This is a genomic window from Phaeobacter sp. LSS9 (assembly GCF_003443595.1).
Lineage (GTDB): Bacteria > Pseudomonadota > Alphaproteobacteria > Rhodobacterales > Rhodobacteraceae > Phaeobacter > Phaeobacter piscinae.
The window spans coordinates 261,800-276,367 of record NZ_CP031956.1 but is presented as its reverse complement, the minus strand read 5'-3'; the positions used below and the strand labels follow the sequence as shown (position 1 = coordinate 276,367).

Sequence of the window (14,568 nt, the reverse complement as noted above, 5' to 3'; positions counted from 1 at the left end):
ACAAACGCCCGGCTGGGCCGGGCGCTGAGGTGTCGGGGGTGGCCCCAAGTCCTGGCGGGGATGCCCTAGCGGGTGGTCACGGGAATACAGTCGGCGTTGCCTGCCACCAGAGCGGAGCAGAACCGACGCGCATCGGAGAGATCGGCAAAACCCATCGCCCGCAGGCGGTAGAAAGTGCGACCACCGCTTTCAGCCTTCTGGATCACGCGTTTCTTGCCTTCCAGATAGTCCGCAAAACGACCGTGGATGCGGTCCCATTCGGCGCGGGCCACCTCTGCGCTTTCGTAGGCGCCAAGCTGGGCCAGCCGGGTGCCTGCGGGCAGGCTGTCGGGCGAGACGTCCTGGGTGGTGCGTGCCGCCGGGGTGGCCGCAACCGCACGAGTTGGAGAGAACCGCGCCGGGCGCGCTGCGGGCCGCAGCGAGACGCGCACGCCGGGGGCGTTACGCAGGGCCGCGTTCGGTCCCGGGGCCACGGCGGCGATGCTCACGGGTTGCAGGGGTTCCGGCTGCACAATTGCCGGGGCGGCGTTTGGCGCGGCAGCGGACAGCTGCTCTGCCCCGTTCAGCGCATCCTGTCCCAGTGGGGTGACGCCGTCGGTCAGCTCTGCCACCAGCGCGTCGATGTCGCCGCCCTGATAGGCGGCCACCGCCTCAGTCGAAAGATCGGAGGTGTCAGGCGCGGAGGCGCGGTCCCGCCCGGCTCCCGGACTGCCTGTGGACAGGGCCGCCTGCATCGGCTGATCATCATCGGTCAGCGCCACGTCTTCGGGGGCCAGCGTCAGACGGTCGGCGGGGCTTTCGACGTTGCCGTTGGCGGCAACCGCGTTGACCGCAAGGCCCTGATGATCGGCGGGCAGGCCGCCGGGGTTGTCTGGCTGCACCCGCAACGGGCCTTCGACAGCGCGCACCACGGGCACGCCGCTTACGTCGCGTGAAATCAGCTGATAGCCCCAGAGACCGATGCCTGCGACCAGCGCCAGCGAGGCCACGGCGCCGAGGGCGCTAAACGCCTTCGCCAGTCCGGCGCGGCCGGTGTCGGCGGGTTCGGGGGTAAATCCATAGTCGTCATAGCGGTGCCCCTGGTCGGTACCCGGACCGCTATAGGCGTCCTCTGCCGGGTCGCCATAGGCGGAGGCTGCCTGCTGATAAGGGCTATAGCCCTGCGCGGGCGCCTGCGGCTGATGTTGTGCAAAATACCCACCCGCTTGCGGCTGCTGGCCATACCCTGCGGCGGCCTGCGGGCGCGGAGCGGGTGTCTGCGGATCATGGCCGAAGGGGTGTTCCGGCTGCGGATAGGGCGATTGGGCAACGGGATCGCGCAAATGCGCATCGGCGAAAGACGGCTCCTGCCGGATCCCTTGCGTTTCTGTGGCGGGGTCCGAAGAACGGTCCCCTCCATTGGAATACGACTGGCCGTGACCTGCCTGCGTAAAATACGCCATTTCCGCCTCACTGCCCGCATACTGTGCGCGATGCGCCGCCCCGGGTTTCTACTTGATGATCTGCCTCGATCCGGCGGCCTGGGCGATTTTAGCTATCGCATCTCCTGCGCCGGTGTGACCCCAAGAATACCAAGACCGGCGGAAATGACAATGGAAACGGCCTTGGCCAGCGCCATTTTCGCATGTGTTGCAGATGGGTTGCTCTCGTTAACAAAACGTAAACCTTCGTTGGTTTTGCCGAGGTGGTAGAGCCCGTGCAGCTCAGACGCGAGATCGTAGAGGTAGAAGGCCACGCGGTGCGGCTCATTGGTGCGGGCGGCGATTTCCACCAGACGCGGCCATTCCGCCAGCTTCTTGGCGACAGCCAACTGGGCATCATCCTGCAACAGCGACAGATCCGCAGCGGCCAGCGTGGCGTCGTCGGTGGCGATCCCCGCCTCCGCCGCCTTGCGCAGGGTCGAGCAGATCCGTGCATTGGCGTATTGCACATAAAAGACCGGGTTGTCCTTGGACTGTTCCAGCGCCTTATCAAGGTCGAAATCAAAGCCCTGATCGTTCTTGCGGGTGAGCAGCATGAAGCGGGTCACATCCGGCCCCACCGCATCCACCACATCGCGCAGGGTGACAAAGGTCCCTGCCCGTTTGGACATCTTGAATTCCTGACCGTCCTTGAACAGCTTCACCAGCTGGCAGAGCTTGATATCCAAGGGCACCTTGCCATCAGACAGGGCTGAGACGGCTGCTTTCATCCGCTTCACATAACCGCCGTGATCGGCGCCGAAGATGTCGATCAGCATATCAAAGCCGCGTTCGACCTTGTCATAGTGATAGGCGATATCCGGTGCGAAATAGGTCCAGGCGCCATCGGATTTTTTCACCGGGCGATCGACGTCATCACCATGTTCGGTGGATTTGAACAGGGTCTGTTCGCGTGGTTCCCAGTCGTCGGGCTTCTTGCCCTTCGGCGGCTCCAGCACGCCCTCATAGATCAGGCCCTTGTCATCCAGGCTTTTCAGCGCGGATTCGATCAGGCCAGTGCCGTAGAGGGATTTCTCGGAGAAGAACTTGTCCATCTGGATGCCAAGCGAGGCCAGATCGGCGCGGATCAGATCCATCATCGCATCGGTGGCGAAATTGCGGATCTCCTCCAGCCAGACATCTTCGGGCTGGTCCACATAGGCATCGCCAACCTTGTCCTTCAGCGCCTGACCAACCGGGACGAGATAGTCGCCGGGGTAAGTGCCATCGACAAAGGCGACCTCTTGGCCGTGGGCCTCAAGGTAGCGCAGGTAGACAGAGCGTGCCAGCACGTCGACCTGACCGCCGCCATCGTTGATGTAGTATTCGCGGGTGACGTCATAGCCGACAAAATCCAGCAGGCTGGCCAGCGCATCGCCAAACACCGCACCACGGGTGTGGCCGACGTGCAGGGGGCCGGTGGGGTTGGCGGAGACATATTCCACATTGACCCGCTTGCCCGCGCCGAGGTCGGAGCGACCGAATTTGATATCCTCCGCCAGGACGGCCGCCAGCACCGATTGCCAGCTGCTGCGATCCAGACGCAGGTTGAGGAAACCGGGGCCTGCCACCTCGGCTGAGGTGACGCGCGCGTCCGCGGCCAGCTTCCCTGCCAGCGCATCGGCGATATCGCGCGGCTTCATCTTGGCGGGTTTGGCCAGCACCATCGCCGCATTGGTTGCCATATCCCCATGCGCCGCATCGCGCGGCGGCTCTACCGCGACATTGGCAAAATCGAGCCCTTCGGGCAGGGTGCCCTCAGCCACCATTACCTTGAGGCAGTCAAGCACGAGCGAGCGGATATCGGTAAAGAGGTTCATGTCTGGCGTCCCATCTGTTCACCGTTGCGGATACCGAGGGCCAGCGGCAGGGTCAACAGGATTGCAGGACACCTATCCGCCTGCGCGGGCCAGCGGGCGGAAAATTTGAATTTTCCGGTCCATTTTCTCGGTCAGAAAATTGGGCGCGACCGGTGGAAGCGCGCCCGCTGTCGCCTAGCTCGGTACGACCCCGCAAGCCTGCGGATCAGGCCACCGGCGCGTCGCGCACCGGCAGGCGGCCCCAGCGGGTGATCTGATAGCGGCGCAGCGAGGCGACATAATAGGGATCGCGCAGAATCAGACGTTCCACATCACCGCGCGTTTTGGCCTCTACGTTCCAGATGGCGCCGGGGAAATCCTGCTCGGGCCGCATCGCCAGCGCGCCGCCGATCTGTAATTCCGGGTGGGCGCGCACAAAGGCGATATGGGCATCCCGGCGCAGCCGATCCGCACGGATCCGCGCCATCTCCGGCGCGTCCTGAAAGGTGACGGTCCAATGTGTCAGGCCACTGGTTGTGGTGCCCGTGGGGATCATGGCGCCCTCTTGCGGTTTGCAGCTGTCTCCTGCCTATCAAACCGCATCGCGCCCGCCCGACGATAGAGCCAGTTGGCATCAGCGATACCGCCAGTCGCTGCGCAGCCCGCGCCTACTCCCCCGCGCGCAGGTCGACCTCCGCAGCGGCGGCCTCAGCCGGGAACAGGCGACGGTGTTCCTGCAGTGCAAAGCGGTCTGTCATCCCTGCGATGTAATCCGACACAATGCGGGCCAGCGCGGTTTCCCCTGCGGCGGCGGCGATATCCCCCTGCCAGCGGGCGGGCATCTCCTCAGGGTGGTTGAGGAAATAGGGAAACAGCGCCTCGACCACCTTGGAGACCTCGGCGCGTTTGCGCATCACACTGGGGGCCCGATACATGCGAGTGAAGAGAAAGGCGCGGATGTCCTTCAGATCGGCCCAGAGCGCATCGGAGAACACCACCACAGGTGCCCCGAGGGAGCGCACATCCTCGACGCTGCGCGCGCCACTGGCGGCAAGGCGACGTCGGGCGCCGTCGATCACATCGCTGACCATCACGCCAAAGACGCGGCGCAGCGCCTCATGTCGGCGACGGCGCGCATCCAGACCGGGATAGCGGCTGTCCACCGCATGATACGCGGCCCCGATCACCGGCAGGTCCATGATATCGGCATCGGTGAACAATCCCGCGCGCAACCCGTCGTGCAGATCGTGGTTGTTATAGGCGATGTCATCCGCCAATGCCGCCACCTGCGCCTCCGCACTCGCATGGGTGTGCAGCTCCAGATCCACCGCCGCGTTGCACTCGGCCAGCGCCCAAGGCAGATCGCCCACCACCGGACCATTGTGTTTGGCGATGGCTTCCAGCGTCTCCCAGGTGAGGTTCAGCCCGTCAAAGTCGGCGTAATGCCGTTCCAGCGAGGTGACGATACGAATGGCTTGCGCGTTGTGATCAAAGCCGCCGTAGGGCGCCATCAGCGCATGCAGCGCATCCTCACCGGTGTGGCCAAAGGGCGTGTGCCCCAGATCATGGGCCAGCGCCACTGCCTCGGTCAGTTCCTGATTGAGGCCAAGCGCGCCCGCGATCGTGCGGGCCACCTGCCCCACCTCAATGGAATGGGTCAGCCGGGTGCGATAATTGTCGCCCTCATGTTCGACAAACACCTGTGTCTTGTGCTTGAGCCTGCGAAAGGCGCTGGCGTGGATGATCCGGTCTCGGTCGCGCTGGTAGGGCGATCGGAAGCTACTTTCTTCCTCGGGGATCTGACGACCACGGCTGCGGTCCGGCATGGTCGCGTAAGGCGCGTAGGTCACTAATCTTTTCCCCGGTCAATCTTGTCCCTGTCGCGTCACCTTTCTATATTATTGTCTCTGCTGCAACACGGCAGTGATCACCTCATTGGGAGACCAGAGATGCAATTGCCCCCGAAAGTGACTGAACGCGCCTTTGCCCGGCTGGCCGAAATTGGCGCCGCCGATCAGGGTCAGGCGCTGCGTGTGGCAGTGGAAGGCGGCGGCTGTTCCGGCTTTCAGTATGAAATTGCCCTGGACGCCCCGCAGGCGGATGATCTGATCCTTGAGGGTCAGGGCCAGAAAGTTGTGGTTGATGAGGTCTCATTGCCATTTCTGGAAAACGCGGTGATTGATTTCACCGAAGAGCTGATCGGCGCGCGGTTTGTAATCAACAATCCCAACGCCACCTCCAGCTGCGGCTGCGGCACCTCATTTTCGATGTAATCCTCCCTTGGCCGCATGAAGGCGCGGGTGGCTCCATTTTGTGCGGTATCTGCGCTATGCGGGTGAGCGTGGCAGCAGGCTGAGGCCATCACTACAAATCAGGCGCAGCTTTGAGCCGCAATCGCCTGACCTGCTGAAGATGCGCCAGAAGCCCTCAAACATCGGGCTGATGTGCTGCAGGTCACACAGCTGTTGACCCGCCTGCGGCCCGTATTGGGCCGTCATCTCATTCACCGCGCTGCGCCAGAGCTGCGGCGCGGTCATCTGCGAGCGTCCCCCAACCTCCAGCAGCCAAGCCGACAGCGGGCGCAGCAGGCTGGTGGTTTCAGGCATCGCGATATGGAATGCGCCGACGCGCAAGCCGCCGATATCCACCCCCAGCGGCTGTTGCGCCGGGCCGCAGATCTGCTGCCACCATAGTGTGACGAAGTAGGCGTGATAGCCATCCATATGCCCGTCAAACCCGTCTGGCGTGATAACAAAGCCCGCCAGGGCGCGCGTCAGGGCCTGTTCCCACAAGAGCAGTGGCGTGACACCGCAATAGCGCAGCGCGATGCAGATTTCAGACAGGAGATCCAGATCCTGATCCAGGCAAGCCAGAAGCCCCGCATAGGTCAGGCTGCACTGCACCGCGACGTCCAGCCCCGGATCGCGGCGACCATAGTCGGAGAGGTAGAACACGATATGGGTCAGCTCATAAGCAGCCTTGCGATTGGGGATGGCGAAGGTCTGGCTGCGGTGGGCAAACCGGCGCAGCCTGTCATCAAGTCCCGGATCCACTGGCACCGCGATGCCGCGTCGCGCCAATAGCTGCCGCGCCTCGGCCCGTTGCAGGTCTGACATTTCCGCCTCGACCAGCCCCTGATGGGCCACCCAATGGGCCAGTTCCGCTGCGCGGGTGTTGGATCCAACGTGACCGGTCCCGATCAGGTCCTCGTAGTCGAGACAGATCGACAGGATAAACCGATAGTATTGCGGGAAAAACTGCAACTGCCGTGCGGCGCGATCGTAAAACGGGCGCAGGGGGGACAGGGCTGCCTCATCCCCGAAACCCCCTGCGCCCGCGCCTCCCCCAACCCGGTGCTGCATCACCCGAAGCAGGCTCAGCAGCTCTGCGTTCTCCTTCAGCCAATAGACATCTTGAGGCTGCCGCCGGTGACGGGCAAAGCTCTCAACCCACGGCGCAACTGCGCCAGCCGCAGAGAGCCCCGGTCCAGTTGGGGGCTGATCGCTGGGCTGCGTGCCGATGGCGGCGCGACGGGTTTTGCGGCGGCCCGCTCCGGGATGTGTGAAAGGCAGGATGACAGTCATGGATCTTGCACCAATGCGGGGGGTGCGCCCCGGCGGCAGGGCGCAATCTGGAAGGTTGGTTCGTCGAGGATCAGCTGCCGGAGGAGAACAGACCGGTTGCGGCACCGCCGGTGGTGGCGCGATCAGCGCGGGGCGCTGAGCCTGAGGAAAACAGCGCGGTTCCGGCGCCTTCAACCATGTCACCGCGGCTGTCGTGGCTAAGCGATCCGGAGGAAAACAGCTCGGCCCCCTGGCCGCTGTGAAGGTCGGTTTCTGGCGCGGTCAATTGCGATGCCGCGGTCTGGCGGCGCTGTGTAGCAATGGTCATGGATCGTCTCCCGTTCTAGGTGAAAAACACCCGTCGACGATTGACCCGGAATGCCTGCTCGACAACACGAAAGCACGCCTTTGAGTTGTTTTTATGATGGGACAACCGATGAGCTTTGCGCGGCAGATGCCTGATCAGGAAGCAAATAAGCCGCTTCTGCACAGGTTAACCACAGAGCTGTCCACAACCCCAGCCACACAAAACGCGGGGGGATCGGCTGCCTCTCCTCTTGCAGCGCTGCAAACCGGGTGTCGCGCGGTTTTGCGATATGCCGCATTTTCGACGGCGATGATTCGGCATGGGCGTCCCGCCGCGCCCTTGCCCCCTCGCCCGGATTGGGCGATAGATCAGGCGCCCCACCCCGGGCCACAGAGGCAGGAGACCGGATATGAAAATCGCCACCTTCAACATCAATGGTATCAAGGCCCGTATCAACGCGTTGCCGGACTGGCTGGATGAGGCGCAGCCCGATGTGGTGGTGCTGCAGGAGATCAAATCCGTCGATGAAGCCTTCCCGCGCGAGCTGTTCGAGGACCGGGGTTACAACGTCGAAACTCACGGTCAGAAGAGCTTTAACGGGGTGGCGATCCTGTCGAAACTGCCGCTGGAGGATGTGCGGCGCGGGCTGCCCGGTGATGACAGCGACGAACAGGCGCGCTGGATCGAGGCGACGGTGGTGGGCAAACAGGCGATCCGCATCTGCGGGCTGTACCTGCCCAATGGCAACCCGGTAGAGCTGGACGCGGAGGGCCAGCCGGTCGAGGGCGGCAAATACGCCTATAAACTGGCCTGGATGGAGCGGCTGCGGCTGCGCGCGCAGGATCTGCTGGCCGAGGAAATGCCCGCGCTGATGGCCGGGGATTACAACATCATCCCACAGGCCGAAGATGCCAAGACCCCGGAGGCCTGGAAAGACGATGCGCTACACCGCCCCGAAAGCCGGGCGGCGTTTCAGCGGATCATGGCGCTCGGTTTTACCGAGGCGTTCCGCGCGCGCCATCAGGGGCCGGGGCATTATTCGTTCTGGGACTATCAGGCCGGCGCCTGGAACCGCAACAATGGCATCCGCATCGACCATTTCCTGTTGAGCCCGCAGGCCGCCGACCTGCTGCGTGACTGTCAGATCGACAAGGATGTGCGCGGCCGTGACAAGCCATCAGATCATGTGCCGGTCTGGGTCGATCTGGATCTGTGAGGCGCTGAGGGCCTGACCGCACCGACGGAGTGCTGCGCGGGTGGGCCTTATCCAGCCAGCTATGCCGTCGCGCGCATGTCTTCTATACTATTGAAAACGTTCAATAACGTCGAAGAAATTTGCCCACGCGGCCTCCTGCTCATTGGACATGCCAGTCTGATCGCCGCTGAGAAATGACTCAGGCGTCACCCCATCAATATTCAGCGACAGGGCCGCGACGCACAGCTGCTTGGCTTGCTGTTCCGTCACCTTAGGCCAGCGTCGTGATGGGACCACCTGCGCCGGGGTCGTTGCCTGTTGGGGCGGGGGTGCCGCCGGTGACGTCGTGGCCGTAGATCCAGTCGAATTGCTGTACCATGCGCTGGGGCGCGAGCCGCCCGCCGAGGCGCAGGATCTGATGCGCGGGCCATGCGAGCGGCTGGCGCAGGTGGTATTTCCAGGCATTGCCGGTGGCGGCAGCCACCACTTTGGCGGCGCGGTTGCGGCGGCGGCTCTGATAGGCGGCGAGCCCTTCTTCGTCAGTGGTGGCGGTGCGCAGGGCATCGACCAGCACCCAGGCATCCTCAAGCGCGAGATTTGCGCCCTGCGCCATGAACGGCAGGGTGGGATGCGCAGCATCGCCCATGATCGCGAGGTTGCCCTGATGCCAGACCTCGGCAACCGGATGGCGAAACAGCCCCCAGAGGGCCACCTGATCGACCTGCGCCAACAGATCGGCGGCGGCGCCACCAAATCCGGTGAAGGCGCTGCGCAGCGCCTCCGGGTCATCACGGTGATGCCAGCCTTCCTCCGCCCAGGTCTTGCGTTCCTGGACCGCGACGATGTTCATCAGGCTGCTGTCGCGCAGCGGATAGGTCACCAGATGGCGACCCGGCCCCATGAAAACCTGTGCCTCCGCCGGGTGATTGTGCAGATTGGCGACAGTCGCGCGCCAGGCCACCTGCCCGGTGAAGCGGGGCGTCGCGACGCCATTCAACGCAGCCCGCGCCTTGGAATGCAGCCCGTCGGCGCCAATCACCAGATCCCCGCCACACTGTGCGCCATTGGCCAGATGCACCACCGGGCGAGCACCGCTGGTGATGCGGTCGACCTTTTGCAGCAGGCGCACCCTGACCCCGGCCTTGCGCGCGGCATCGGCCAAGAGGTTGATCAGATCGGCGCGGTGGGCGAAGTAGAAATTCTGTCCCGGCGCATATTGGTCGAGATCAAGCCGCAGAACCTCGCGGCCCTGCCGGTGGCTGCGCAGGACCACGGCGCGGGCGCGCGGCGCGCTCCAGGCGAGATCATCCGCCAGCCCCAGCGCCCGCAGAACCGCAACGCCGTTGGGGCTGATTTGCAGGCCCGCACCAACCTCGGTGATGGCCTCTGCCTGTTCGAGAACCGTGACCTTTGCGCCCTGTCGGCTGAAGGCAAGCGCTGCCGCCAGCCCGCCAATGCCCGCACCGATGATGGTGATTTTTCGGTCTGTCAGTCTCATCTTGTCCCGCTATCTGCACACAGGCCGGTCCGTTCTGGCCGCGCGATACCCCCAGATAAACGAAAAACGCCGGAGCAACAGGCCCCGGCGTTATGATTTTTTTTACAAATGCAAGAAAATCAGTCGTCGCGGTGGACTTTTTCCCGGCGCTCGTGGCGTTCCTGTGCCTCAAGACTCATCGTGGCAATGGGTCGGGCATCCAGACGTTTGAGAGAGATCGGCTCACCGGTGACTTCGCAGTAGCCGTATTCCCCTTCGTCGATGCGGCGGATCGCCGAGTCGATCTTGGCAACCAGCTTGCGCTGGCGGTCCCGGGTGCGCAGCTCCAGCGCGCGATCTGTTTCTTCACTGGCGCGGTCAGCAACATCGGGGATATTGCGGGTATTGTCCTGCAACCCCTCGATCGTGTCGCGACTTTCGGCCAGGAGTTCTTGCTTCCATTCATGCAGCTTGCGACGGAAATATTCCTGCTGCCGGTCATTCATGAAGGGTTCATCTTCAGCTGGACGATAATCATCCGGCAGAAACACTTCTTGCTTCATTTCACTACCTTTGGTTTGCCCCATACTGCCGGTCTTCCTCGGTATTGTTTACAAACTCAGCGGCTCCCCCCGCATGCCGCAGCGTTTATCCCCTGCGTCAGCGATTGTCACTACACAATAGTACGCACAAAGGGTTAAAACCTGCATAAGAGCGCCCCCAGGGGTTGCACAGAGGCAACGAGGCAGGAAAGAAATGCAGTTTCAGGGCACTAAGGATTACGTCGCGACCGAGGATCTGAAAATTGCGGTCAACGCCGCGGTTACGCTGGAGCGGCCGCTGCTGGTGAAGGGGGAGCCGGGCACCGGCAAGACCGAGCTGGCGCGGCAGGTGGCCGATGCGCTGGGGCTGCGGATGATTGAGTGGAATGTGAAATCCACCACCCGCGCCCAGCAGGGGCTTTATGAATATGATGCGGTCAGCCGGTTGCGCGACAGCCAGCTGGGCGATGAGCGGGTGCATGACGTCAAGAACTACATCAAGCGCGGCAAGCTCTGGGAGGCCTTCGAGGCGGACGAGAAGGTGGTGCTGCTGATTGATGAGATCGACAAGGCCGATATCGAGTTCCCCAATGACCTGTTGCAGGAACTCGATAAGATGGAGTTCCATGTTTACGAGACCGGCGAGACGATCCGGGCGCGTCAGCGTCCGATCATGATCATCACCTCCAACAATGAAAAGGAACTGCCGGACGCGTTCCTGCGCCGATGCTTCTTTCACTACATCCAGTTCCCCGATGCCGAGACCATGCGCAAGATTGTCGAGGTCCATCACCCCGGCATCAAGGACAGCCTGCTGACCACGGCGTTGACGCAGTTCTACGAGATCCGCGATACAGCCGGGTTGAAGAAAAAGCCGTCGACGTCGGAGGTGCTGGACTGGCTGAAGCTGCTGTTGGCCGAGGATCTGACGGCGGAAGATCTGAAACGTGATGGCGCAGACGCGCTGCCAAAACTGCACGGCGCGTTGTTGAAGAACGAGCAGGATGTGCATCTGTTCGAACGGCTTGCCTTCATGGCGCGGGGACGTCGCTGAAGAGACGGGCGCACAACACGAAGCGCTTGCGAGGGCGCCTTGATATATGACGGTTTTCGGCTGACGTATCTGGTGTCCTCTTCCTGTGTGATCTGGGCGATCCGATCGTTGTGTAGTGTTGCGGGGGGAGCGAGAATTGCGGTCAGGACCACTGCGTGACACCGCGTCATGGGCGCTGATTGCCCTGCCCGTGATCAGCGGGCTTTGGCTGGCCATTGGCGTGGGTGTGCTTGCGGCGCTCAGCCCCGGTTATTCCCATGTCAGCCATTTTATGAGCGTGCTGGGAGCCGCCGGGGCGCCATATGCCGCCTGGACCAATTATGCGGTGTTCATCCCGACTGAACTGTGGTTCCTCGGCTTTTTGGCGCTGCTCAATGCGCGCCTGCCGGACCGACGGTTGACACGGGTCTCACTGATCCTGCTGGCGACCTATGCGGGCCTGCTTATGCTGGCTGCCGGGCTGCCCTGCGACGCGGGATGTAACGGCGGAGACGACGGGCAGAGTGCGGTCCATATCGCGCATATGATTGCCGCAGCTGTGGCCTACCCGCTGGCGCTGATCGGCCTGTTCCTGCTGGTGCTGACCCTCCCGCAACCTTCGCTTTTGCGGCGCTTTGCGCTGCCGTCTTTGGCTGTCGGGGGTGGTCTGTTCGGCGCCATCATTGCTGTTCCGGAGGCACAGGGCCTGTTCCAAAGGCTGCTTGAGGCGTGGATCTACGCACAGTTCATTGCACTGGGGGTCCACGCCGCCTTGTGCCTGCGCCCTCAGTAAGCCTCGCGCAGGAAGCGTTCGACGCGCTCTGGATCATCCTCAATCATGCGCAGCAGGATGCGGGCCGGGCGTTCCGGCAGGCGGCGGCCCTGCTCCCAGTTGCGCACCGAGCCGAGGCGAAAGCCGAAGTGGCTGCAAAACCGTTCCTGGGACATGCCGAGGGTTTTGCGCAGGCGTACAACGTCCACCATCGGCACCTCGCGGCTGGCCATGGTCTCCAAGGGCGTTTTACCGGAGATATCGTCCTGCATCTGCTGTAGCGCCATGGCATCACGGTCCGCCTCGCTTTGCTGGCGGATACGGCCGGTGCCTCTGGCCTGATGGTTTGCCTTATGCTCTGCCATATCAATTATCCTCCTTCAGCAGCGCCTTGATGCGGGATTTCACCACATCCAGCGCCAGATTGCCCACCGCCCGCGCGCCCTGCGCCATCAATCCCGACAGGCGCGGATCCCGCTGTCGACGGTGTATTCTGAGCACATAGACCATCATCAGATCAGGACTGGCCTGATGGATGCGGTAGCGCAGCGTCAGATCCCCGGCGACATGGTGGTAATCTTCATCCGTCTTGCGCCCTATGGTGGGGTCGCGCACCAGGGTGGCGATCAGCCGGGCCAGCTCATCCTCGTCCAGATAGGCGTGGATGGCGTCCTCGATCGCGACCGGGGTGATGCGGTAATCCACCCGCAGGCATTTCTGTGTCTCTTTGCGTATATACGCCATTGGCGTAGCCTTTTCAACCTGTCTCTGCGTTTGCCCCTGACACGGGGCGGGTGGTCCTGCCTCGCCCCACGTCAGGAGAGGTGTTGCCGGGGTGCCCTTCTCTTTGCGGCTCTGCTGCGCTATGGCCAGCCATAACATTGATTTTTAACCCTGTCTTGGCACAAGCTGGGGCTGTCCTGTCGCAGGAGAGATCGCTTGTTCACATTCCGGCCCCGTATGCTGCCCGCTGGTCCTTCTGCCGATCCTCTTGCAGGGCGGCCCTCCCCGCTGCGGTGCTGGCGCGGGTTTGCGGCGTTGGCGATGGTGGCGGCGCTGGCTGCATGCGGGGCTGAGACACGATATGCGCCCCCGAGCCGCACCGCTGCGGCACTGGCACCGCTGGCCCCAGCCAAGAGCTTTGCCCGCGCACATCCGGTGGCGCCGCAGCGGGCCAATAGCGATATTGCGCGGGATTTCCTCGATCTGCATTTTCAGCTGGAAAGCGGCACCGCCCTGCCCGTCTTTACCCGGTTTGAACACCCGATCACGCTGCGCCTTATCGGCCAGCCCACCAAAAGCCTGAACCGGGATCTGGCGGCGCTCATGCAGCGGTTGCAGCGCGAGGCCGGGCTGGATCTGCGGCTGCTGGGCGGGGAGGCTGTGGGCCCTGCTGCCAATATCACCATTGAGGCTGTGCCGCGCAAAGCCATCCGCCGCGCCTCGCCCCGCGCGGCCTGTTTCGTGGTGCCCAATGTCAGTTCGCTGGCGGAATACCGCCGCTCCAAGCGCAAACCCCGGACCAATTGGGCCAATCTGCGCGCGCGTCAGAGGCTGGCGATTTTTGTGCCCAATGATGTGAGCCCGCAGGAGACCCGCGACTGCCTGCACGAGGAGCTGGCACAGGCCATCGGGCCGCTCAACGATCTCTACCGGCTGTCGGATTCGGTGTTCAACGACGACAATGTGCATACGGTGCTGACTGGATTTGATATGTTGATCCTGCGGGTGGGCTATGCGCCCGAGCTGCGCAGCGGCATGACACGGGCTGAGGTTGCCGCCCGTCTGCCAGCCATTCTGGCGCGTCTGAACCCCGGCGGGGCTGGTCGGGCGGCGCAACCACTGCCCGCCACCTCCCGCGACTGGATCGACGCGACCGAGGCGGCGCTGACACCGGGCAGCAGCCGTGCCGTTCGGCTGCGTGCGGCACATCGCGGGGCGGCGATTGCCCGTGATCTGGGCTGGCAGGATCACCGGCGGGCCTTCAACCACTATGTGCTGGGGCGCATTCTGCAACGGGATGATCCGGAACTGGCGCAGCAGCATTTCGAGACCGCGCTGATCTATCTGCAAGGACGCTATGACAGCCCGCTGCTGCGCGCCCAGATTGCGAGCCGCATGGCCGCCTTTGATATCATTCGCGGCGATGGCGCCACGGCACTGGCCCGCATCCGGCCTGCCCTGCCGGTGGCGGCGCGGGGTGAGAACGCGGTGCTGCTCTCCAGTCTGATGCTGCTGGAGGCCGAGGCACTGCTGTTGCAGGGCCGAACTGACGCGGCCTATGCGGTGAGGCTGGACAGCCAGGGATGGGCACGCTACGGGTTCGGCCCGGATTGGGCGGTGCGCAGCGCGATGACCGAGATTGCGGCCCTTGCGCCGCCGCACTGATCTGCGGCTGGCGCAGCGCCAGCGGCGTCACG

15 protein-coding genes are annotated in these 14,568 nt (G+C 63.5%); 5 read left to right on the top strand and 10 right to left on the bottom strand.

Annotation, left to right across the window (positions count from 1 at the left end; genetic code table 11):
• Positions 1 to 65 precede the first annotated feature (65 nt).
• The 4 genes from D1820_RS01325 to D1820_RS01310 form a co-directional block, all read right to left on the bottom strand.
• On the bottom strand, positions 66 to 1,442 hold the full coding sequence (locus D1820_RS01325) for an SPOR domain-containing protein (protein ID WP_118067611.1): 1,377 nt from the start codon (positions 1,440 to 1,442) through the stop codon (positions 66 to 68).
• A gap of 92 nt (positions 1,443 to 1,534) precedes the next feature.
• On the bottom strand, positions 1,535 to 3,280 hold the full coding sequence (gene argS / locus D1820_RS01320) for an arginine--tRNA ligase (RefSeq protein ID WP_118067610.1): 1,746 nt from the start codon (positions 3,278 to 3,280) through the stop codon (positions 1,535 to 1,537).
• Between the two features lie 205 nt (positions 3,281 to 3,485).
• Complete coding sequence (locus tag D1820_RS01315; RefSeq protein WP_040172957.1) at positions 3,486 to 3,815, bottom strand: hypothetical protein; 330 nt, start codon at positions 3,813 to 3,815, stop codon at positions 3,486 to 3,488.
• 112 nt (positions 3,816 to 3,927) lie between these two features.
• A complete protein-coding gene (locus D1820_RS01310; protein WP_254683389.1) occupies positions 3,928 to 5,085 on the bottom strand; it encodes a deoxyguanosinetriphosphate triphosphohydrolase in 1,158 nt (385 codons plus the stop codon).
• Positions 5,086 to 5,208: 123 nt separating this feature from the next.
• Here D1820_RS01310 and D1820_RS01305 point away from each other — a divergent pair, with 123 nt between their 5' ends.
• Positions 5,209 to 5,532 (top strand): iron-sulfur cluster assembly accessory protein, encoded by a 324-nt coding sequence (locus D1820_RS01305; RefSeq protein WP_014874225.1) that lies wholly within the window; start codon positions 5,209 to 5,211, stop codon positions 5,530 to 5,532.
• 54 nt (positions 5,533 to 5,586) lie between these two features.
• Here the strand turns inward: D1820_RS01305 and D1820_RS01300 are convergent, their stop codons facing one another.
• Complete coding sequence (locus tag D1820_RS01300) at positions 5,587 to 6,843, bottom strand: hypothetical protein (RefSeq protein WP_118067608.1); 1,257 nt, start codon at positions 6,841 to 6,843, stop codon at positions 5,587 to 5,589.
• A gap of 70 nt (positions 6,844 to 6,913) precedes the next feature.
• The gene (locus tag D1820_RS01295; RefSeq protein WP_118067607.1) at positions 6,914 to 7,150 is read right to left on the bottom strand and encodes a DUF6749 family protein; all 237 of its coding nucleotides are present in this window, start codon (positions 7,148 to 7,150) and stop codon (positions 6,914 to 6,916) included.
• A 388-nt stretch (positions 7,151 to 7,538) separates the two neighbouring features.
• Here D1820_RS01295 and xth point away from each other — a divergent pair, with 388 nt between their 5' ends.
• Positions 7,539 to 8,345, top strand: a complete 807-nt coding sequence (gene xth, locus D1820_RS01290) for an exodeoxyribonuclease III (RefSeq protein WP_118067606.1) — start codon at positions 7,539 to 7,541, stop codon at positions 8,343 to 8,345.
• Between the two features lie 250 nt (positions 8,346 to 8,595).
• On the opposite strand, the gene D1820_RS01285 is transcribed toward xth, so the two are convergent.
• Together D1820_RS01285 and dksA are read right to left on the bottom strand one after the other, a co-directional pair.
• Entirely contained in the window at positions 8,596 to 9,822 is a 1,227-nt protein-coding gene (locus D1820_RS01285; protein ID WP_118067605.1) for an FAD-dependent monooxygenase, read from the bottom strand.
• A 119-nt stretch (positions 9,823 to 9,941) separates the two neighbouring features.
• The gene (dksA, locus tag D1820_RS01280) at positions 9,942 to 10,364 is read right to left on the bottom strand and encodes an RNA polymerase-binding protein DksA (protein WP_036767290.1); all 423 of its coding nucleotides are present in this window, start codon (positions 10,362 to 10,364) and stop codon (positions 9,942 to 9,944) included.
• Positions 10,365 to 10,557: 193 nt separating this feature from the next.
• Between dksA and D1820_RS01275 the strand changes: the two genes are divergently transcribed.
• Positions 10,558 to 11,397, top strand: a complete 840-nt coding sequence (locus D1820_RS01275) for a MoxR family ATPase (protein WP_040172939.1) — start codon at positions 10,558 to 10,560, stop codon at positions 11,395 to 11,397.
• Between the two features lie 136 nt (positions 11,398 to 11,533).
• Positions 11,534 to 12,169, top strand: a complete 636-nt coding sequence (locus tag D1820_RS01270; protein WP_118067604.1) for a DUF998 domain-containing protein — start codon at positions 11,534 to 11,536, stop codon at positions 12,167 to 12,169.
• On the opposite strand, the gene D1820_RS01265 is transcribed toward D1820_RS01270, so the two are convergent.
• Positions 12,163 to 12,513 (bottom strand): DNA-binding transcriptional regulator, encoded by a 351-nt coding sequence (locus D1820_RS01265; protein WP_036767018.1) that lies wholly within the window; start codon positions 12,511 to 12,513, stop codon positions 12,163 to 12,165. The genes D1820_RS01270 and D1820_RS01265 overlap by 7 nt on opposite strands.
• Before the next feature lies 1 nt (position 12,514).
• Complete coding sequence (locus D1820_RS01260) at positions 12,515 to 12,892, bottom strand: hypothetical protein (protein ID WP_027247597.1); 378 nt, start codon at positions 12,890 to 12,892, stop codon at positions 12,515 to 12,517.
• 216 nt (positions 12,893 to 13,108) lie between these two features.
• Here D1820_RS01260 and D1820_RS01255 point away from each other — a divergent pair, with 216 nt between their 5' ends.
• A complete protein-coding gene (locus D1820_RS01255) occupies positions 13,109 to 14,536 on the top strand; it encodes a DUF2927 domain-containing protein (RefSeq protein WP_118067603.1) in 1,428 nt (475 codons plus the stop codon).
• The last annotated feature ends 32 nt before the right edge of the window (positions 14,537 to 14,568 follow it).

Bases quoted from the DNA above. Each gene is read 5' to 3' on its own strand.
- D1820_RS01275 (WP_040172939.1), top strand. From the start codon at position 10,558: ATGCAGTTTCAGGGCACTAAGGATTACGTCGCGACCGAGGATCTGAAA.
- argS (WP_118067610.1), bottom strand. From the start codon at position 3,280: ATGAACCTCTTTACCGATATCCGCTCGCTCGTGCTTGACTGCCTCAAG.
- dksA (WP_036767290.1), bottom strand. From the start codon at position 10,364: ATGAAGCAAGAAGTGTTTCTGCCGGATGATTATCGTCCAGCTGAAGAT.
- D1820_RS01265 (WP_036767018.1), bottom strand. From the start codon at position 12,513: ATGGCAGAGCATAAGGCAAACCATCAGGCCAGAGGCACCGGCCGTATC.
- D1820_RS01300 (WP_118067608.1), bottom strand. From the start codon at position 6,843: ATGACTGTCATCCTGCCTTTCACACATCCCGGAGCGGGCCGCCGCAAA.
- D1820_RS01260 (WP_027247597.1), bottom strand. From the start codon at position 12,892: ATGGCGTATATACGCAAAGAGACACAGAAATGCCTGCGGGTGGATTAC.
- D1820_RS01315 (WP_040172957.1), bottom strand. From the start codon at position 3,815: ATGATCCCCACGGGCACCACAACCAGTGGCCTGACACATTGGACCGTC.
- D1820_RS01295 (WP_118067607.1), bottom strand. From the start codon at position 7,150: ATGACCATTGCTACACAGCGCCGCCAGACCGCGGCATCGCAATTGACC.
- D1820_RS01305 (WP_014874225.1), top strand. From the start codon at position 5,209: ATGCAATTGCCCCCGAAAGTGACTGAACGCGCCTTTGCCCGGCTGGCC.
- D1820_RS01285 (WP_118067605.1), bottom strand. From the start codon at position 9,822: ATGAGACTGACAGACCGAAAAATCACCATCATCGGTGCGGGCATTGGC.
- D1820_RS01310 (WP_254683389.1), bottom strand. From the start codon at position 5,085: ATGCCGGACCGCAGCCGTGGTCGTCAGATCCCCGAGGAAGAAAGTAGC.
- D1820_RS01325 (WP_118067611.1), bottom strand. From the start codon at position 1,442: ATGGCGTATTTTACGCAGGCAGGTCACGGCCAGTCGTATTCCAATGGA.
- D1820_RS01255 (WP_118067603.1), top strand. From the start codon at position 13,109: ATGCTGCCCGCTGGTCCTTCTGCCGATCCTCTTGCAGGGCGGCCCTCC.
- xth (WP_118067606.1), top strand. From the start codon at position 7,539: ATGAAAATCGCCACCTTCAACATCAATGGTATCAAGGCCCGTATCAAC.